Annotated in this window: 17 protein-coding genes; 9 read left to right on the forward strand and 8 right to left on the reverse strand. The window is 72.7% G+C overall.

All coding sequences use genetic code 11. The features are described from left to right. Positions 1–6: 6 nt before the first annotated feature. The 5 genes from ACYVOM_RS14140 to ACYVOM_RS14160 are packed head-to-tail and all read left to right on the forward strand — an operon-like array spanning position 7 to position 4,227. Positions 7–1,497 carry a 2-hydroxymuconic semialdehyde dehydrogenase gene (locus ACYVOM_RS14140; protein ID WP_460303788.1) on the forward strand — a complete coding sequence of 497 codons (1,491 nt, stop codon included), beginning with the start codon at positions 7–9 and terminating at the stop codon, positions 1,495–1,497. Positions 1,498–1,508: 11 nt separating this feature from the next. After that, positions 1,509–2,300, forward strand: coding sequence for a 2-keto-4-pentenoate hydratase (locus ACYVOM_RS14145; RefSeq protein ID WP_460303789.1), 792 nt, complete (start codon positions 1,509–1,511; stop codon positions 2,298–2,300). Beyond that, positions 2,297–2,719 (forward strand): RidA family protein, encoded by a 423-nt coding sequence (locus tag ACYVOM_RS14150; protein ID WP_460303790.1) that lies wholly within the window; start codon positions 2,297–2,299, stop codon positions 2,717–2,719. Before ACYVOM_RS14145 ends, ACYVOM_RS14150 begins: the two co-directional genes overlap by 4 nt. Then, positions 2,716–3,240 (forward strand): 3-hydroxyanthranilate 3,4-dioxygenase, encoded by a 525-nt coding sequence (locus tag ACYVOM_RS14155; protein ID WP_460303791.1) that lies wholly within the window; start codon positions 2,716–2,718, stop codon positions 3,238–3,240. Before ACYVOM_RS14150 ends, ACYVOM_RS14155 begins: the two co-directional genes overlap by 4 nt. A gap of 3 nt (positions 3,241–3,243) precedes the next feature. Then, a complete protein-coding gene (locus ACYVOM_RS14160) occupies positions 3,244–4,227 on the forward strand; it encodes an amidohydrolase family protein (RefSeq protein ID WP_460303792.1) in 984 nt (327 codons plus the stop codon). On the opposite strand, the gene ACYVOM_RS14165 is transcribed toward ACYVOM_RS14160, so the two are convergent. From ACYVOM_RS14165 to ACYVOM_RS14180, 4 genes are all read right to left on the reverse strand, one after another. Further along, positions 4,110–5,807 (reverse strand): hypothetical protein, encoded by a 1,698-nt coding sequence (locus tag ACYVOM_RS14165; protein WP_460303793.1) that lies wholly within the window; start codon positions 5,805–5,807, stop codon positions 4,110–4,112. The genes ACYVOM_RS14160 and ACYVOM_RS14165 overlap by 118 nt on opposite strands. Positions 5,808–6,010: 203 nt before the next feature. Then, positions 6,011–7,771 (reverse strand): vWA domain-containing protein, encoded by a 1,761-nt coding sequence (locus tag ACYVOM_RS14170; RefSeq protein ID WP_460303794.1) that lies wholly within the window; start codon positions 7,769–7,771, stop codon positions 6,011–6,013. Next, a complete protein-coding gene (locus ACYVOM_RS14175; protein ID WP_460303795.1) occupies positions 7,768–8,325 on the reverse strand; it encodes a hypothetical protein in 558 nt (185 codons plus the stop codon). The genes ACYVOM_RS14170 and ACYVOM_RS14175 overlap by 4 nt, the downstream gene beginning before the upstream one ends. Before the next feature lie 127 nt (positions 8,326–8,452). Then, complete coding sequence (locus ACYVOM_RS14180; protein ID WP_460303796.1) at positions 8,453–9,364, reverse strand: LysR family transcriptional regulator; 912 nt, start codon at positions 9,362–9,364, stop codon at positions 8,453–8,455. Between the two features lie 93 nt (positions 9,365–9,457). Here ACYVOM_RS14180 and ACYVOM_RS14185 point away from each other — a divergent pair, with 93 nt between their 5' ends. Continuing rightward, a complete protein-coding gene (locus tag ACYVOM_RS14185) occupies positions 9,458–10,801 on the forward strand; it encodes an MFS transporter (RefSeq protein WP_460303797.1) in 1,344 nt (447 codons plus the stop codon). 47 nt (positions 10,802–10,848) lie between these two features. On the opposite strand, the gene ACYVOM_RS14190 is transcribed toward ACYVOM_RS14185, so the two are convergent. From ACYVOM_RS14190 to ACYVOM_RS14200, 3 genes are all read right to left on the reverse strand, one after another. After that, a complete protein-coding gene (locus ACYVOM_RS14190) occupies positions 10,849–11,154 on the reverse strand; it encodes a hypothetical protein (RefSeq protein ID WP_460303798.1) in 306 nt (101 codons plus the stop codon). Between the two features lie 632 nt (positions 11,155–11,786). Next, positions 11,787–12,752, reverse strand: coding sequence for a threonine ammonia-lyase (locus ACYVOM_RS14195; RefSeq protein WP_460303799.1), 966 nt, complete (start codon positions 12,750–12,752; stop codon positions 11,787–11,789). A gap of 52 nt (positions 12,753–12,804) precedes the next feature. Next, positions 12,805–13,416: a TetR/AcrR family transcriptional regulator gene (locus ACYVOM_RS14200; RefSeq protein ID WP_460303800.1), complete on the reverse strand. Its 612-nt coding sequence runs from the start codon at positions 13,414–13,416 to the stop codon at positions 12,805–12,807. A gap of 50 nt (positions 13,417–13,466) precedes the next feature. Here ACYVOM_RS14200 and ACYVOM_RS14205 point away from each other — a divergent pair, with 50 nt between their 5' ends. Both ACYVOM_RS14205 and ACYVOM_RS14210 read left to right on the forward strand, forming a co-directional pair. Continuing rightward, positions 13,467–14,411 (forward strand): NADP-dependent oxidoreductase, encoded by a 945-nt coding sequence (locus tag ACYVOM_RS14205; RefSeq protein WP_460303801.1) that lies wholly within the window; start codon positions 13,467–13,469, stop codon positions 14,409–14,411. A 66-nt stretch (positions 14,412–14,477) separates the two neighbouring features. Next, positions 14,478–15,713 carry an APC family permease gene (locus ACYVOM_RS14210; RefSeq protein ID WP_460303802.1) on the forward strand — a complete coding sequence of 412 codons (1,236 nt, stop codon included), beginning with the start codon at positions 14,478–14,480 and terminating at the stop codon, positions 15,711–15,713. 285 nt (positions 15,714–15,998) lie between these two features. On the opposite strand, the gene ACYVOM_RS14215 is transcribed toward ACYVOM_RS14210, so the two are convergent. After that, entirely contained in the window at positions 15,999–16,520 is a 522-nt protein-coding gene (locus ACYVOM_RS14215; RefSeq protein WP_460303803.1) for a hypothetical protein, read from the reverse strand. 909 nt (positions 16,521–17,429) lie between these two features. Between ACYVOM_RS14215 and ACYVOM_RS14220 the strand changes: the two genes are divergently transcribed. Beyond that, positions 17,430–18,059, forward strand: a complete 630-nt coding sequence (locus tag ACYVOM_RS14220; RefSeq protein ID WP_460303804.1) for a hypothetical protein — start codon at positions 17,430–17,432, stop codon at positions 18,057–18,059. Positions 18,060–18,116 lie beyond the last annotated feature (57 nt).

The raw sequence follows: 18,116 nt of genomic DNA on the forward strand, positions 1-18,116 counted from the left end.
GAGATCATGATGCGTGAACACCGCACCCGCGAGTACCGCACCCGCGAGTACCGCAATTACGTGGACGGCGCGTTCGTCGACGGCGTCCGCACCTTCCAGGACGTCGACCCGGTGGACGGCACCGTCGTCGCCGAGGTCCACGAGGCCGGCGCGGAACTCGTCGACCGGGCCGTGACGGCCGCCCGCCGCGCCCTCACCGGCCCGTGGGCCGCGCTGACGGTCCGGCAGCGCTGCGACCTGATGCGCCGGATCGCCGACGAGATCGACCGCCGCGCCGAAGACCTGCTCGAAGCCGAGGTCCGCGACACGGGCAAGCCCGAGAGGCGCGCCCGCGAGCTGGACATCGCCCGCGCGGCGGCCAACTTCCGGGTCTTCGCCGACGTGATCGCCGCCGAGGGCACCGAGTCCTTCATCACCGAGTACGGCGAGGCGCAGAAGGCGCTGAACTACGTCGTGCGCAAGCCCTTGGGCGTCGTCGCGGCGATCGTCCCGTGGAACCTTCCGCTGCTGCTGCTCACGTGGAAGCTCGCCCCCGCCCTCGCACTGGGCAACACGGTGGTCGTCAAGCCGTCGGAGGAGACGCCCGGGTCGGCGACGGTGCTCGCCGAGATCATGGCGGCCTGCGGCGTCCCGGACGGCGTGTTCAACCTCGTGCACGGGTTCGGGAACGGCTCGGCGGGCCAGTTCCTCACCGAGCACGCCGACGTGGACGGCGTGACGTTCACCGGCTCGTCGGCGACCGGCGCGCGGATCATGGCGACCGTCGCGCCCAGGGTGAAGCCCGTGTCGTTCGAACTCGGCGGCAAGAACGCGGCGCTGGTCTTCGCCGACGCCGACCTCGACGCGGCGGTCGCCGGGCTCACCCAGTCGGTGTTCGCCAACACCGGCCAGGTCTGCCTGTGCACCGAGCGCGTCTACATCGAGCGGCCGGTGTTCGAGGAGGTCGCCGCCCGGCTGACCGAGGCCGCCGCAGGACTCCGCCTCGGAGCGCCCGCCGACCCGGCGACGACGACGGGCCCGCTGATCTCCCAGGCGCACCGCGACAAGGTGCTGTCCTACCTGGAGCTCGCCCGGCGTGAGGGCGCGAAGGTCCTCACCGGTGGCGGCGTCCCGGAGATGCCCGAGGCGCTCGCGGGCGGCAGTTGGATCGAGCCGACGCTGTGGACGGGCCTCACGAACGAGAGCCGCGTCGTCCGCGAGGAGATCTTCGGCCCGGTCGCCGCGCTCATCCCCTTCGACACCGAGGAGGAGGCGGTCCGGCTCGCCAACGACACCGACTACGGGCTCGCCGCCTCCGTCTGGACGACCGACCTGTCGCGCGGCCACCGCGTCGCCGCCCGCATGAACGTCGGCATCGCCTGGGTGAACACCTGGTTCCTGCGGGAGCTGCGCTCGCCGTTCGGCGGCGCGGGCCTGTCGGGGATCGGCCGCGAGGGCGGCCGCCACTCGCTGGAGTTCTACACCGAGCAGACCAACGTCTGCGTGGCCCTCTCATGAAAGAGCAGACCTTGACCGAGAACGACGCGGCGGTGCGGACCGCCGCGGACCGGCTGCACGAGGCCGCCGAGACCGCCCGCCCGATCGTCGCCGACGGCACCTGGCCCGACCTCGACCTCGCCCAGGCCTACGCCGCCCAGACCGACCTCGTGGGCCGCAGGCTCGCTCGCGGCGAGCGGCAGAGCGGCCTGAAACTCGGCTTCACCAGCCTGGCGAAGATGGAGCAGATGGGCGTCTCGGAGATCATCGCCGGGCGGCTCACCGACGCGATGGCCGTGCCCGACGGCGGCACCCTGGACGTCGCGGGCCTCATCCACCCGCGGGTCGAGCCCGAGATCTGCTTTCGCGTCGCCCGCGACGTCGACCTCGCCGCCGGACCCGGGGCGCTGCTCGCGGCCGTGGACGCGGTCGCGCCCGCGCTGGAGGTCATCGACTCCCGCTACGAGGGGTTCAGCTTCGACCTCCCGCGCGTGGTCGCCGACAACACCTCGGCCGCGTTCTACGCGGTCGGCCCTTGGTCGGCGCTGGACCGGGACGCGATCGGCGACCTCGCGGTCGAGATGGAGCTGACGGGAGCGCCGACCACCCGCGGGACCACGAAGGCGATCCTCGGCGACCCGCTCGACGCGCTGCGGCGGCTCACCGGGATCGGCGCGGCGCACGGGTTCGTGCTGCACGCCGGGGAACTCGTCCTCGCCGGAGCCGCCACCGCGGCCGTGGCGCTCACGCCCGGGACCGTCCGGGTCACCGTCGCGACGCTCGGCTCCGTCGAGATCGCCGTCGTGGACGGGCGGACGCGGTGAGCGGTGTCGTGGCGGGGATGGCGACGCCGCGCGGGCGCTTCCCGCACGTCAAGGTCGTCGGGGACCTGGTCTTCGTGTCGGGGACCAGCAGCCGCAGGCCCGACGACACTTTCGCGGGCGCGTCCGCCGACCCGATGGGCGTCACCGATCTGGACATCCGGGAGCAGACCCGCGCCGTCCTGGAGAACATCCGGGCCATCCTCGCCTCCGTCGGGGCGGGCCTGGAGGACCTCGTCCAGGTCACCGCGTACCTCGTGAACATGAACGACTTCGGCGGCTACAACGAGGTCTACGCCGAGTACTTCGACGAGACCGGCCCCACCCGCACGACCGTCGCCGTCCACCAACTGCCGCACCCGCTGCTGCTGATCGAGATCCAGGCGATCGCGGTGCGACCCGACCCCGAGGAGAAGCAATGACCGAGATCCCCCCTGTCCTCAACTTCGAGAAGTGGGTCGCCGAACACGCCGACCTGCTCAAGCCGCCGGTCAACAACAAGCAGATGTGGGAGCCGATGGGCGACTTCATCGTGCAGGTCGTCGGCGGGCCCAACCAGCGCACCGACTTCCACCTCGACCCGTACGAGGAGTGGTTCTACCAGGTCAAGGGCGCCATGCACATCAACCTCATGACCGACGACGGGCCCCGGCGCGTCGACGTGCGCGAGGGGGAGATGTGGATGCTGCCGCGCGGGGTGCACCACTCGCCGCAGCGGCCCGAGCCCGGCTCGATCGGCATCGTGATCGAGCGGATCCGCGAGCAGGGCACGCTGGAGAAGTTCGTCTGGTTCTGCCTGGAATGCGACGCGCAGGTGCACGAGGTGGAGCTCCAAGTGAACGACATCGTGGCCGACCTGCCGCCCGTCTTCGAGCTGTTCTACGGCTCCGAAGCGGCCCGCACGTGCGGGAACTGCGGCGCGCTGCACCCGGGTAAGGGCTGAGCCGTGACGAGCAGCATCGACGTCCACGCCCACTACGTCCCGCGCGGGTGGCCGGCCCTTCCCGGGGAGAACGCCCCGCGTCTTGAGGTGCGGAGCGAGCGCGAGGCGATGATCATGGTCGGCTCGCAGGAGTTCCGGAAGATCACCGCCGAAGCGTGGGACCCCGACGTCCGGCTTGCCGACATGGACGCCGACGACGTGGCGCGCCAGGTCGTCTCCCCGACGCCGGTGTTCTTCGGCTACGGCGACGCCCCCGGCGACGCCGCGAAGGTCGCCCGGATCTTCAACGAGCTCGCCCTGGAGATCACCGACGCGTCCGACCGGCTCATCCCGTTCTGCCAGGTTCCGCTCCAGGACACCGACGCGGCCTGCGCGGAACTGGAGCGGGCCGTCGCCGACGGGCACGCCGGCGTCGAGATCGGCAACCACGTCGGCGACCGCGACCTCGACGACGCGGGCATCCGCACCTTCCTCCAGCACTGCGCGTCGCTGGACGTCCCGGTGTTCGTGCACCCGTGGGACATGCCGTCCGCGCCCAGGCTCGACCGCTGGATGGCGCAGTGGCTCACCGGCATGCCCGCCGAGACCCACCTGTCGATCCTCGCCCTCGTGCTCGGCGGCGTCTTCGACGAGGTCGACCCCCGGCTGCGGATCTGCTTCGCCCACGGCGGCGGCTCCTTCGCCTACTGGCTCGGCCGCGTGGACAACGCCTGGCGGGAGCGCCACGACGTCATCGGCACCTCGGCCCACCCGCCGTCCCACTACGTCGACCGCTTCTCCGTCGACTCCGTGGTCTTCACCGAACCGTCGCTGCGCCTCCTCGTCGACACCCTCGGCGCGAGCCAGGTCATGGTGGGCAGCGACTACCCCTACCCCCTGGGCGAACGCCCCGTCGGCCGCGTCGTCCGCGACGCGGCCTTCCTCACCGAGGAGAACCGCGACCTGATCCTCCGCGGCAACGCCGAACGCTTCCTCGCCCGCCCCTGAACGCCGTGGCGGTGCGGCGGCCTCGTGCCGTCGCACCGCCGGATCACCTCGGGTGCGATGCGAGCCCTCGCAACGTCGGCGCGAACTCCTGACCGCCGGGAGGCGTCCCCAAGGGCATGGCGGAAACCACGGAACCCTGCGGAGCGCGGCCTGAGGCGGTCGGCCTGCGCCTCTTCCAACTGCGCGTCCTGGCCGGGATGAGGCAGGGCGACGCACTCGTCGACGAGGCGCTGGGACGGCTCGGCGCGGACCGGGCGGAGATGGACGCGGCGTCGCGCGGCGAACCCGTTTTCGCGCCCCAGGGCGGCTTCGCCCGTGCCGTGGGGCTGCTCGGGCCCCCGCTGTCCGCGGCGGAGGTCCCCGACGATCAGCACGGCGGTCTCCTGCTGACCAGGCTCACCTACCGCCTCCCGCTCTGGCCCGACCTGGTGTTCACCTTTCTGGGCGCTCCCGGCCTGCCGATCGCGCACGAGTGCGGTTTCGCCCGCCCATCCGGCTCCCCGGCGGTGGTGATCGACGATCCCGCGGACCTCCGCCCGTGGGTCCACCTCCGCGATGATGTGATCGCGAGCTTCGGGTTTCCGGTCGACACGGGCACCGTGTGGGCGCCCTTCGCGGAGTACAGGTTCCGGGGGCGCGATCCCGGCGGAGCCGTCCGCCACTTCTGGGCCGTCTTCTCCTGGAACCTTCTGCAGCACGTCGAACGGGAGTGACCCGGATGGAGGCGGGCCGCCCGCGATCCCCGCACCGCAGGGGAACGCCTTCGCGGGCGGGCGGGGAACACGCGGCGCAGGGCTACTCCTCGAACGTGAACATGCGGGCTCCGGGGGTGAGGGGGAGGGGGCGGCGGTCAGGCGGTGGGCTCCGGCGGCGAAGGGGGCGTGGTCGAACAGGTCGCCGTCGAGGTCGGGGTCGCCGGTGGCGAAGGGCGTCGGGTCGGTGCGGTGCTCCGGGGGAGGGGAGGCACGGGACACCTCGGTGAAGCCCGCCGCGGTGAAGGACTCCAGGAGGGGGGCCAGGTCGGCCAGGGCGGGGCCGTAGGTGGACCAGACGACCGTCGCCCCGGGTGCGCAGAGCCGCGGGAGCATGCCGATGGTGCGGGCGGTGTCCGGTCGGCCGATGTGGGCGAAGGGGCCGCTGATCAGCACGAGGTCGGCCGGGACCGCGCCGGCGTAGGCGTCGGTCAGGCCCGCGTCGGCGACGACGACCTCGATCCGGTCCAGGGCGGTGCTGCCGACGGCTCCGTAGAGGAAAGAGGCGTTCAGCGGCTCCAGTTCGATCAGGCGGGCCGAGACGTCCTGGCCGCGCGGGTGGGAGATCAGGACGGGGAGCAGGTCGCGGGCCTGGCCGGAGCAGACGCTCACCGCCTTCAGCGGGCCGGGCGGGGCGGCGTCGAGCGCCGCGGCGAGCAACTCCTGGACGGCGGCGAGGCGGTCCGTCCGGGCCGAGCGGATCTCGTCGCAGGGGGCGTGCCAGCGGTACCAGGACTGGTCCCCGAACGCCGCGCCCGCCGCCGCGCCCGGCGGGAAGCCGGGCAGGGTCGCGGGCGCGGCGCGGCGGGTGGCGTCAGGGGCGCTCATCGGGAACCAGGCCCATCACCTCATCGGCGGCAAGAGCGCCGCCGTGGCCCTCTCGTGGCAGGAGCCGCCACCTCACCACCCGCCACGAGAACCAGGGCCTCCCCAGGCCCGCCCAGGCCCCGACCGCGGAGGCGGCCCCGGACGCCGGAGCCACGGCTCCGTGACGTGATCGTCGGGGTCGCCCGACTCCCCGCCCCCCGCGGTCAGAACCGGTTGAACATGCGGAGCAGGACCTCTTTGACGGTCGCGGCGTCGGGCGCCTCCTCGGCCGTGCCGCCGGTGGCCGCGGCGATGCTCTTCAGGTCCGCGATGCGCTTCTTGTCCTCCGCGCTGTCCTTGTTCTTGGCGAAGGCGATGCCGAAGACCTTCACCTGCGGCCGGTCCGACGCGGTCAGCTCGGTGAGCAGGTCATGGATGTCGTCGTTCTTCTCGTCGTCGTTCACCCCGTCCGTGAGCACGATGACCGCGTTGACGCGCTCCTCGTCGTAGTTCCTTCGCAGGTGGCCCACGGCGGCTCCGACCGCCGTGTAGAGGGGCGTGTCTCCGACGGCCTTGATACCGCCCAGCCCGATCTCCCACTCCTTCTGGTCGAACGCCGACAGCGGGATCTCCTGCCGGTAGTCCTTGAGCCCGTCACCGGAGGAGAACGACCACAGCGCCACCCTGTCGTCGGCAGTGAAGAAGGTCACCCCGGGCGCCTTGGTCGCGGCGTCGACGGCGACGTCGAACCGGGTCCCTCCGTCGATCCTGTGCTGGACCATGGAGCCCGACGCGTCCATGAGGAAGATGATGTTGGCCCGCTTGTGCAGGGCCTTCCACCGGTCGAGGACCGCGTTGACGACCTTGGCCTCGGGCATCTGGAGGTTCGACACGGTCCTGGCCGTGTCGGGCGCCCCCACCTCTTTGAGGATCGCGGGTGCCACGGATCCGTCGAAGGACCGGAATCCGAACTCGGCGAAGCTGTCCTGCTGCGCCGGTTCCTTGAGGAAGGCCAGGAAGTCCGCGGCCGCCGCGCGCTGCTCCGGGCCTGCCGTCGGCAGGATGATGAACGGGTGGTCGCATTCCAGGGTGCCCTCACGGGGGTACACCGCGGTGAGCCTGGTGTCGGGGTTCTTCCCGATGGCCTCCGAGTCGGGGAACTGGCCCCTGTTGGCCTGGGAGACCATCGCCTCCTGCGTCACGACCGCGTCGATGCGGCTGTCCGTCGGGTGGCGGGAGAGTTCCGCCATGAGTTCGACGAGGTCCTCCCCGTAGTGGTCGACGTTCGCCTCGATCCGGCGCATGAGGCTGTTCGCCTCGGTCTTCGTGACATCCCCCTCAAGGAGGATTCCCGAATGGTCGACCGTGGAGTAGTAGGTGGCGATCGTCGCCAGGAGGCCCGAGGTGGACGCCGTCGGATTGTCCTTGACGAAACGGAACGCGCCGGCGCCGGGCAGGACCTCCCCGGCCGTGGAGAGGATGTCGCCCCAACCAGGGCTCGCCAGTTTCGCGAGGGCGCTTCCCCGCGCGCCGGGGCCCGCGATCACCATGGGGCTTCGGGCGACCGAGACCGATGCGACGTCCCCGTAGGTCTTCGCCTCGGCCGCCTTGAGCAGGGAGAGCCACACCGACGAGGAGGGCATCCAGATCTGCGGCTCCGCCTTGTCCTGCGCCGTCTCGGCCGACCAGCCCTTCTCCAGCGCGGTCTTCGCCAGCCCGGAACTGAACGGGGTGACGTGGACCCGGGCGCAGGTCTTGCCCTTGCCGATCTTCCGTCCCGCGGCGTTGTACTTCTCGGCCAGGGCCGTGAGCAGCGCGCTCTTCTCGGTGGAGGAACTCACCTCGAGCGGCAGGCAGTCGTCGGGGTCCGGGTCGACGCCGCCTTCCTCGTCGAAGATGTTGATCCAGGTGCCGGTGAGGACCAGGGCCGTGGTCGTCAGGATCCCCCCGCCCACGAAGACGGTCCTCCGGTCGATCTCCCTCATCCGTGTTCCCTCTCTCCTCGGCCCGGCTCGGGCGCGAACAGCGCCGGAATCAGGTAGATCGCGTACACCAGGACGAACTCGACGAGCCCGATGAGCATCTGGACCCCCGTGGACCGGCCCGCCAGCACCGCGCTCAGGAAGGCGAGCGCGCCGAGGGGGAGCGCAATGCTCAGCCCGACCATGTCGGAGGCCCGCGCTGCCAGCCGCGCCCGGCGGGAGTGCCGCCGGGCGGGCTCCGGTGCGACGGCCACCTCCCCGGGATCGGCTGGACTCGAACCGTTCGCGTCGATCGGTTCCGAGCGGTCATTCGACGCCGCCGGAACGCCGTCCGTTCCCGCACCCGACTGCCGATCCGGGAGCAGCAGGGTCTGGAAGCTCGGCCACCCCGTGACCAGCGCGAGCGCGAACGTCAGGATGCCGAGGAAGAGCCCGAGACTGCTGGCGATCTTGTCGGACTTGTCCAGGCCGACCGCGAAGAAGAGGGCGGCGCATCCCGCGATCAGCAGGGCGGCGAGGACGACCAGGATCTTGAGCGGCGGGGGCAGACGTCTCATGGGGTGATCATCGGACAAGACGCAAGATCACAGGTGCGGTTGACTGAGAAAATCCTGACAGTTCGTGCGACGGGGATGATCCAGAAGATCGGCGGCCTCGTCGGCCTGAACGAGGGTGACGCGTCGGTCAGGCGGATGCGAGGTCGTCCGTCAGGGAGGGGATGGGGTCGGCGCGGCGGGCCGTGGCGAGGAGGGCGCGCAGGGCCGCCTCGGCGGGGCCGAGGCGGGGACGCCACTGGGCGAGGATCGCGACGGGGCGCAGGCGGCCGGTGACGGGGATCGGCACGAGGTCGCCGGATGCGAGTTCGCGGGCGACGGCCATCTCGGGCAGCAGCGCCACGCCGCGGCCGTGGCCGGCGAGGCGGATCAGGGTGCCCACGGACCCTTGGACCATGGCGACGTGGGCGCCGTCGAGGAGGTCGCGGCCGAACCGGTCGGTGAGCATCGCGGCGGTGCACCCCGGTTCGGAGACGAGGAAGTCGTAGTGCAGCAGGCGCTCCGGGGCGACGGCCGACTCGCGGGCCAGCGGGTGGCCGGGCGCCGCCACCAGGACGGCCCGGTCGTGGCCGAGGACGGTGTGCGGCCCCGGGCCGCGGGCGTCCTTGTCGTACTGGAAGAACACGTCGATCTCGCCGGCCGCGAAGGCGCGTTCGAGGTCGGCGCGGGGACCCACGGTGAGTTCGATGTCGGCGCCCGCGCCGCCGCCGTGCTCCAAGGCGGCTAGGACGTCGGGCATCCACCCGTGGGCGAGGGACTGCTGGGCGGCGATGCGGAGCCGGGGCCGGTCGCCGCGGGCGGCGCGGCGCATCAGGTCCTCGAGTTCGAGGGCCTCGCGGGCGTGCGGCAGGAGGCGCCGCCCGGCCTCGGTGAGGACGGCGCCGGTGCCGGCGCGGACCAGCACCGCGACGCCGAGGTCGGCTTCCAGCCGCTTGAGCTGGGCGCTCACGCTCGACTGCGCGTATCCGAGCCGCTGGGCCGCGGCCGAGATCCCGCCGTGCTCGACGACGGCGACGAAGGCCCGCAGATAGCGTGAGTCCACGATCGGCACCCTACCCGGTCCATCGGACTTTCCGATGGGGCCATCGAAAGGACGGCGTCGCCGCGCCCGCGCCCCTCGGGCGACCCTGACCGCATGACCACCTTCGCGGTCTCCTCCGCACCTTCCCGGACCGCCTCACGCACGGCCTTCCTCGCGATCGCCGCGGGCAATCTGCTCGTCGTCCTCGACACCACGATCCTGAACGTCGCGGTCCCCGACGTCAGCGCGTCCCTGCGCCCGTCCCCGGCCGCCCTGCCCTGGGCCGTCGACGCCTACACCGTCGTCTTCGCCGGGCTGCTGCTCGTCGGCGGCGTCCTGGCCGACCGGTGGGGCGCGCGCCGGGTCTACCTGTGGGGGCTCGGCGCATTCGCGGTGCTCTCCGCGCTGTGCGCCGCCGCCCCGGGCATCGGCGTCCTCATCGCCGGACGGGCCCTGCTCGGCGCGGCGGGAGCGGGCCTCGTCCCGGCTTCGCTCGCCCTGCTCGTCCACCTGAACCCCGACCCGGCCCGCCGGACCCGCGCGGTCGCCTCCTGGGCCGTGGTGAGCGGCGTCGGCGCCTCCGCCGGGCCGCTGCTCGGCGGTGCGCTCGTCGAACTCGGCGGGTGGCGGCTGGTCTTCCTGGTGAACCCGCCCATCGCGCTCGCGGTCCTGCTCGTCGCGCGCGGGCTGACGGCCCCTTCCGTCCAGGAAGCCCGCGGCCTGGACCTGGCCGGGCTGCTGCTTTCTACCGCGGGTCTCGGGCTGCTCACCTTCGGGCTGGTCGAGGCGGGCATCGAGGGCTGGACGTCGGTGCGGGCGCTGGTCGCACTGGTCGCTTCAGCCGCCGCCTTCGCCGCGCTGCCTTTCGCCGAGCGGCGGACCGCCTTCCCCGTCCTGCCGCCCGCGCTGCTCGCCCTGCCGAAGGTCAGGGCGGCGATGGCCGGCGCCGCGGTCGCCTGCTTCGCCTACTTCGGGTCGCTCTACCTGCTCGCGGTCTGGATGCAGGACGCCTACGCGCTGTCGCCCTGGCGGGCGGGGCTCGTGAGCCTGCCGATGGTGCTCCCCGTCTGCTTCATGCCGCTGGTCGCCGGACGCCTCATGGCCCGCCACGGGGCCCGTCCCGTCCTGCTGACGGGCGTCGTCCTGGCGGCCGTCGGCGGCGTCCTCCTGCTCTTCGCGGGCGGCGCGCACCCTCCGCTGGCACTCCTCTTCGCGGCCGAACTGGTCCTCGCCGGCACCGGCACCCTGTGCATCACCGCTGCCGCCGCCGAGATGGCCGCCGCCACCCCGCCCGCCTACGCCGCCACCGGCCAGGGCGCGCTCAACGGCGTCCGCCAGGCGGGCTCCGCCCTCGGAGTCGCCACCCTCGGCACCCTGACGCACCTTCCGTCCGCGGGCTGGATCCTCATCCCCGCCGGCCTGCTGGGCACCGCCGTCCTCCTGGCCTCACGCGCCTGAACCGCGCGGCGGCCCAACGCTCGCATGCCCGCGGCGTCGTCGTCACGTCACCGGCGGAGGAGACCGAGCCGTTCGGGGCCGTCCGGGGTCCCGCCGACGATCTCGGCGGTCGCCTTCGGATCGTCCGCCAGCAGGAAGCCGACGACTTCGTCGGCGACCTCCTCCGGGGCACGCCCGCCAACGTCGATGACGACCTCGAACTGCACGGACGGCGCCTGCGAAGAGGTGGTCCGCGAGGGGTAATCGAACGTCAGCCGCGCCATGTCGAATTCCGCGATCCAGGCCGTGCACCATCCGGGCGCGCAGTCCCACCGCCCGAGGATCGACGGGTCGGCCCGGAGCCGTTCCTTCACCAGTCGCGCGACGGTCCGGGCGGGCCACTCCCACGAGTGGTCCGCCTCGGCGCGCGCGACCTCCCGGTCGTAGTCCGCCCCGGCGAACCTGGCCTCCCCGAGCGGCGCACCGTCCGTCCGCGACGGGGTCGGGCAAGGTGATCCGGATCGCGAACCCCTCTTCGGGCAGGTCGCGGCGCCCGGAGTCCGCGCGGACCCACGCGGCCCGTCTCGCCTCGACCGGGTCGGCCGAGGCGAGGCCCCGCTCGACCGCCTCGACCCAGCCTGGCGCGTCCAGCACGGCCTCGATCCGTCGCGCGAGCGCCCCGCGCGCCGTCCCGAGCACGGGCCAGGCCCGCCCCGACCGCAGTTCCTCGGCTACCGAGGCGAGCAGCGCGGCCCGCCCGACCGAGGCCGCCCGGACGTTCGCGAGTTCGACCCATCGCGCGAGGACGGGCGCCGCCGCCCGGTACCGCCCGATTTCAGCCGGGTGGGCGCAGGCCATCGTGAGGAGGAGGTTCCCCACCCCTTTCCAGAGCACGCCGTCGGCGTCGGGCCGCTGGAGCAGCGCGTCCAGCCCCTGCGCCTCGGCGATCTGACGGGCGCGGGCGCTGGACAGCAGATGCCGCGGCGAGGCCAGCACCCACGCGGCGTCAGGACGGTGACGTCCAGCGGCGGTAGGCGTTCATGTCGACGTTGCCGCCGCACACGACGGTGACCACGTGGCGGTCGGCGAAACGCGCGGGGTCCTCGAGGATCGCGGCGACGCCGAGGGCGGCCGACGGCTCGACGACGAGGCCCGCGTGGTCGAGGAGCAGCCGCATTCCGGCGATGATGGACTCCTCCCGGACGAGCACCGCGTCGTCGGCGACCAGGAGGAGGTCGGCGAGGACCGCCGCGATGGGGAACCGGCCGGCGACCCCGTCGGCGATGGTGTCGATCGCCTCGGTGGTGACGACGCGGCGCCGCCGCCACGACCGCGTCATGGCCGGCGCGCCGAGCGGCTGCACGCAGACGACCTCGGCACCGGGCGCCAGCGCCTTGACGACATGGCCGATTCCGGTGGCCATAGCCCCGCCGCCGAGCGCGATGAGGACGGTGTCGAACCCTGCCGCGGCCTCGACGAGTTCCAGCCCGATGGTCGCCGCGCCCTCGCAGGTCTCGATGTCGAGGCTGTCCTCCACGAGGCGGATGCCGTCGTGCCGCGCGATGTCGGCGGCGCGGGCGCGGGCCGTCTCGATGTCCCCGTCCACCAGCTCCAGCGCTGCGCCGAACGCGCGGATGCGGTCGAGTTTCGTCGCGGGCGCGAAGCGGGACGCCACGACGGCGATGTCGAGCCCGCGCTTGCGCCCGGACCAGGCGAGGGCCTGCCCCAGGTTGCCCGCGCTCGCGCACACCGCGCCGCCCGACCCGGCCTCGGCGAGGAGGCTCGCCACCACCTCGGTGCCGCGCCCTTTGAAGCTCCGCACCGGATTCGCCGTCTCCAGCTTGACGCTCACCGAGCACCCGAGCGCGGCGCCCAGCGCCTCGCACCGGTACAGCGGGGTGTCGAGGAACACCGGATCGATCCTCCGCCGGGCCTCCCCGATCCGCCCGGTGTCAAGCCGCGTCCGCTCCACGGCCGGCAGCCTACCCCGCCCGCCGAAGTCTCTCCGCTCGGCGGGACAGCGGTCAGGTGAGCGGCAGGCGGGTGGGCGGGGGAAGGGGAGCGGGGTCGGGGCGGGTGTGGAAGGAGCGGAGGATCAAGGAGGCGAAGCGGCGGGTGGCGGCGGCGCTCAGGTCGGGGGAGTCGGTGCGGATGCCCTCGTTCGCCATGATCGTCAGGACGACGTCTTCCAGGACGATGTCGGGGCGCAGGTCGCCGGCGCGTTTGGCCCGGTCGAGGAGTTCGCCCATGCCCCGCAGGGCGCGGTCGCGGTCGGCGGCCAGACCCGCGGACGGCGGGAGGCGGGAGACGAAGGCGCGGGAGAAGCCGCGGTCGAGGGCGTGCACCTCCATCAGCTGGAAGATCGTCTCGCTGAGTCCGTGCCAGGGGTCGGGGTCGGCGAGACCGTCGTCGACGATCTGGGAGCAGAGCGTCATGCGTTCGGCGAAGGCCGCCGTGAGCAGGGACTCCTTGGTCGGGAAGTGCCGGTAGACGGTCGCCGGGCCCACCTGGGCGCGCCGGGCGATCTCCCGGATGGGGACGTCCAGGCCTTCCCGGGCGTAGGCGGCCCGGGCCGTGGCGAGGATCCGGGCGCGGTTGTCCCGGGCGTCCGAACGCTGTCTCACTTCCGCTGCCATGGCTCTCACTTTAGACAAACGGACGGGGTGCTCCACTAACGTCCGGTTCTGTGAGAGCTGTCCAATTTTCTGAGTATGGTCCGGCCGACGTCGTGCGGGTCGTGGAGGTTCCCGAGCCGCACGCGGGGCCGGGGGAGATCCGCGTCGCGGTGCGGGCTTCGGGGCTGTCGGCGGGCGAGCCGCGGCTGCGTTCGGGGGAGCTGCGCGACGCGGTGCCGCTGGCGTTCCCTTTCCGGACGGGCTTCGACGCGGCGGGCGTCGTCGACGAGGTAGGCGCCGGGGTCGTCGGCGTCGCGGTGGGCGAGGAGGTCTTCGGGATGGCGCACGCTGCCGTGCGCGGCGCGAACGCCGATCATGTCGTCCTGGCCGCGTGGGCGCCCAAGCCCGCGACGTGGGAGTGGGCGGAGGCCGGGGGCGCGGCGGGCCTGGTGGAGACCGCGACCCGGGTGCTCGACCGGCTCGCCGTCGGGCCCGGCGACACGGTGCTGATCCAGGGGGCGGCAGGAGGGGTCGGGACGGTCGCCGTCCAGCTCGCGGGGGTCCGCGGCGCCCGCGTCATCGGCACCGCGAGCGCCCGCAACCACGACTTCCTGCGCTCCCTCGGCGCGGAGCCGACGACCTACGGGCCCGGCCTCATCGACCGCGTCCGTGCGCTGGCCCCGTCGGGGGTGGACGCGGTGTTCGACTGCGCCGGCGGCGCGCTGCCCGATCTCGTCGCCCTCGCCGGGGGCGCGGCCCGCGTCGTCACGATCGCGGACACCGGCGCGGCCGCCCACGGCGTCCACCTGTCCCACGGCGTCCCGGACGACGGCACCGCGCTCTCCGCGCACGCCGACCGCCTCGCCGTCCACGCCCTTCCCCTCGCGGTAGAACTCGCCGCCCAAGGCCGTCTGCGCATCCCCGTCGCCGCGGCCTTCCCGCTCACCGAAGCGCCGGCCGCCCACGCCCTCAGCGAGACCCGCCACGCCCGAGGCAAGATCGTCTTCCTGCACTGAAACGGTGTTCTCCCGGTGTTCGCCCGAGGCCCGTATCGTGGCGCGGAACCTAAGGGAGGGATGGACATGGCGGAGCTGCGGCGGCGGCTCGGGGTGGCGGACGCCGTGGTGGTCGGGCTCGGCGCGATGCTCGGGGCCGGCGTGTTCGCGGCGCTCGGACCCGCGGCGCGGGCGGCGGGCTCGGGCCTCCTGGCCGGGCTCGCGGTGGCCGCGGTGGTCGCCTACTGCAACGCAACCTCGTCGGCCCGGCTCGCCGCCCTCTACCCGGAATCGGGTGGAACCTACGTCTACGGCCGGGAGCGGCTCGGCCCCTTCTGGGGCCATCTCGCCGGGTGGTGCTTCGTCGTCGGCAAGACCGCCTCGTGCGCGGCGATGGCGCTCACCGTCGGGTTCTACCTGTGGCCGGGGCAGGCGCACGCCGTCGCGGTCGCCGCGGTGGTGGCGCTGACCGCGGTGAACTACGCGGGCATCCAGAAGTCGGTGCTGCTGACCCGGGCGATCGTGGCCGTGGTGCTCGCCGTGCTCGCCGCCGTGGTCGTCGCGGCGCTGGGCTCGGGCTCGGCGGAGGCGTCCCGCCTCGACATCGGCGCGGACGCGACGGTCGGCGGGGTGCTCCAGGCGGCAGGGCTGCTGTTCTTTGCCTTCGCCGGATATGCCCGGATCGCTACTCTGGGCGAGGAGGTCCGCGACCCGGCTCGGACGATCCCGCGCGCCGTCCCCCTCGCGCTCGGCATCACGCTCGCCGTCTACGCCGCAGTTGCCGTCTCCGTCCTGTCGGTGCTCGGGCCCGACGGGCTCGCCCGCGCCGAGGCCCCGCTCGTGGACGCCGTCCGGGCGGCGGGCGCCGACCGGCTGGCGCCGGTCGTGCGGGCGGGCGCTGCCGTCGCCGCGCTCGGCGCGCTGCTCGCCCTGATCCTCGGCGTCTCGCGCACGGTCCTGGCGATGGCCCGCGACCGCCGCCTCCCGCACGCGCTCGCCGCGGTCCACCCGAGGTTCCAGGTCCCGCACCGCGCCGAACTCGCCGTCGGCGCGATCGTCGCGGTCCTCGCCGCGACGGCGGATCTGCGCGGCGCGATCGGCTTCTCCTCGTTCGGGGTCCTCCTCTACTACGCCATCGCCAACGCCTCGGCCTGGACCCTCTCACCCGCCGAAGGCCGGCCCGCCCGCCTGATCCCCGCCCTCGGCCTGGCCGGCTGCCTGACCGTGGCCTTCTCCCTCCCCATCACTTCAGTGCTCGCCGGCGCGGCGGTCGTAGCCGCCGGAGCCGCCGCCTACGCCATCCCCCGCACCCCCACCCCCTGACCCCGACCCCACCCCAGAACGCCCACGCATCGAGACCACGCCCGCTTGGTGACAGCTGCACCGTCCGACGCGCTGGAAGGCAGACGTGTCATGACGACGCCCCGACCCGTGGCGGGCACACCGTTCGATGCGCCGGAAGGCCCGCAAGCCGGGACGACGCCCGTTCCGTGATGGGCGCACCGCTTGCAGCGCAGGGAGGTCCGCGTATCGGGGCGAGGCGGGCTCCGGTCATGGCGACAGAGCGTCAACCGCCGCGCCGCCTGCCGGCATTCGCGGCGCGCCGCATCACATCGGTTCGTACGAGGCGTCGCCTTCCGGGTGCGTCGCGATCGGGAGGAAATCGGGGACCGTTCGGGTCCGGGCGGCGTGCAGGCGGGCCAGCGTCTCCTCCTCCGACGGGACGGGGAGGCCGAGCAGCGAGAGCAGCCGGACCCGGTACCCGGGGAAGGCGGGGTCGTCCGCGACGTACTCGGCCGCCAGGTCGGCCGCGGTGTGGGCGCCGTCCAGGAGATCCCGCCAGTACGGGTGCACCGCGAGGAGCGAGAGGGCCTCGGTGAGGTCGGCGGCCATCAGCGTCGCCTGCCCCTCGGAGTCGGCGTAGAGCACGGGCCGGGCCGTCCCGGGCTCGCCGCACAGGAAGTACGTGCCGCCCGAGCCGTCGCCGGCCACGGGATCCAGCGCGAGCCCCGACGGCACCCGGAGCTGCTCGACGGGATCGCGCCGGGAGACGTCGAAGTCGCCCGGCCACGCCAGCAGGGCGGCGATCTCGGGCGTCTCCTCGATGCGGCGAAGCAGGTCATCGGTCACGCCCCCGACCATAACGACCGCCCCGCCCCCTCGGCGGCCCTTCCCCCGGCTTCCTCACCGAGCAGCCGACCTCCACCGCTTCACCCGCTACCAGACCCGCCCGCCGTTGACGACCGCGCCACGCCGCCCCCGACGCCGCCCCGCACGCGACATATACGCAAAGTCGGAATTGTTGAGAGAAATATGTATCACTCAATTGCGACATTTCACCGCCTTCTGTGCATTTCACGGCGAGTCGAGTGATCAATACCACAAAATCGTGGAGTGATCGCAAATCCACTGCCTTCTGCGGTTAAATGTCTTTCAAGACAACCGACCGAAAGGCAAAATAAATGCTGCACTCCATCGTGGATTCCGTTTTCTGCCTCCTCCAGTTCCTCGTGGGCTGAACCGGACACCACGCACCAGTCCTTCCTTACCGCTTAGAGCTGAAAAGCCTGCGGAAGGGCGGTAAGGAAAGCAGGCGAGACGTCTTCCCCGACGTCTCGCCTGCGCCATTTCCCCCAAAAGGCGAACGAACATTCTCCCCGGCCGGACGCCTCCGCACATCCAAGGCCGCGCACTCCACTCCGCACCGCGCTCTGAGTCGCTCCATACTTCGTGCCCACCCGCCGTCGCACTTTGCACTTTGCGCTCACCGAATTCCGCATTCCGCTCACTGCGTTCCGCCCGTGGCGTCCGTCGCCACTGCGCCCACCGTGTTCCGTGCGTTCCGTGTTCTGCGCGCTCCGCCCGTCGCGCCCACCGCGTTCCGCGTCTCCGCCCGTGGAGTGGGCTGGTTCTAGATCATGGAATCGGTAAGGAGTCAACCTTGAGTGACTCCTTTCTTTTGGGCGTCTCAAGATCTACGTTGTCTTCGAGCGAAGCTTGATCGTCGAACACCCGGTACTGGGTGGAGGAGTGATCGAAATGAGCAGGAAGACCATGTCGGCGCTGGTGCTGGCCGGAGTCGCCGCGCTGGCGGCGCAGGCCGGGTCGGCCGCGGCGGCGACCACGACCTGGACCGTCGTCAATCCCCACGCCAACGGCGACTTCACCGCCACCGCCCCCGGCCTGACGTTGGAGCGGGCGGGCAAGCCGTTCATCTCCTGCGTCGGAGAGGTGAAGTTCGTGGGGACCCTCGCGAGCAAGTCGAGCACCGATGCCGTGCTGGGTAAGGCGAGCAGCGGATGGACGCCCGAGTGCACCGGTCCGGGCGGCAGCAAGTGGTCCGCGGTCCTGAGCGAGAGCGCGGCGCCGAACTACCTCAAGGCCGCCGCCTACAACGCCTCGACCGGGGTGGCGACGCTCAGCCACTTCGCGCCGAGCGTCTTCCCGGTCTGGACGTGGCTCAGGATCGATGCGGGCGGAAGCTGCATGTTCTCCACGACGTCGGTCGCCGCGACCTACACCAACGCCACCGCCGTCCTCAAGACGACGACCGCCAAGGTCTACGACGCGGCCAACTGCGCGGGCACGATCACCACCGGCGAGACCCTCACGCACGCCGCGACGTTCGCGGTGACCCCCGCCATCAAGATCACCGCCGCCACCTCCTGACCCGGCCCGCTCCGGCATGGGAGCCCCTTCCGTCGCCGCCTGGGGACTGTGTCCCCG

The organism is Actinocorallia aurea, assembly GCF_054783995.1.

Coding starts and splice junctions, on each gene's coding strand:
- ACYVOM_RS14140 (WP_460303788.1), top strand. CDS start 7: ATGATGCGTGAACACCGCACCCGCGAGTACCGCACCCGCGAGTACCGC.
- ACYVOM_RS14155 (WP_460303791.1), top strand. CDS start 2,716: ATGACCGAGATCCCCCCTGTCCTCAACTTCGAGAAGTGGGTCGCCGAA.
- ACYVOM_RS14165 (WP_460303793.1), bottom strand. CDS start 5,807: ATGAGCGCCCCTGACGCCACCCGCCGCGCCGCGCCCGCGACCCTGCCC.
- ACYVOM_RS14170 (WP_460303794.1), bottom strand. CDS start 7,771: ATGAGGGAGATCGACCGGAGGACCGTCTTCGTGGGCGGGGGGATCCTG.
- ACYVOM_RS14175 (WP_460303795.1), bottom strand. CDS start 8,325: ATGAGACGTCTGCCCCCGCCGCTCAAGATCCTGGTCGTCCTCGCCGCC.
- ACYVOM_RS14185 (WP_460303797.1), top strand. CDS start 9,458: ATGACCACCTTCGCGGTCTCCTCCGCACCTTCCCGGACCGCCTCACGC.
- ACYVOM_RS14200 (WP_460303800.1), bottom strand. CDS start 13,416: ATGGCAGCGGAAGTGAGACAGCGTTCGGACGCCCGGGACAACCGCGCC.
- ACYVOM_RS14210 (WP_460303802.1), top strand. CDS start 14,478: ATGGCGGAGCTGCGGCGGCGGCTCGGGGTGGCGGACGCCGTGGTGGTC.
- ACYVOM_RS14220 (WP_460303804.1), top strand. CDS start 17,430: ATGAGCAGGAAGACCATGTCGGCGCTGGTGCTGGCCGGAGTCGCCGCG.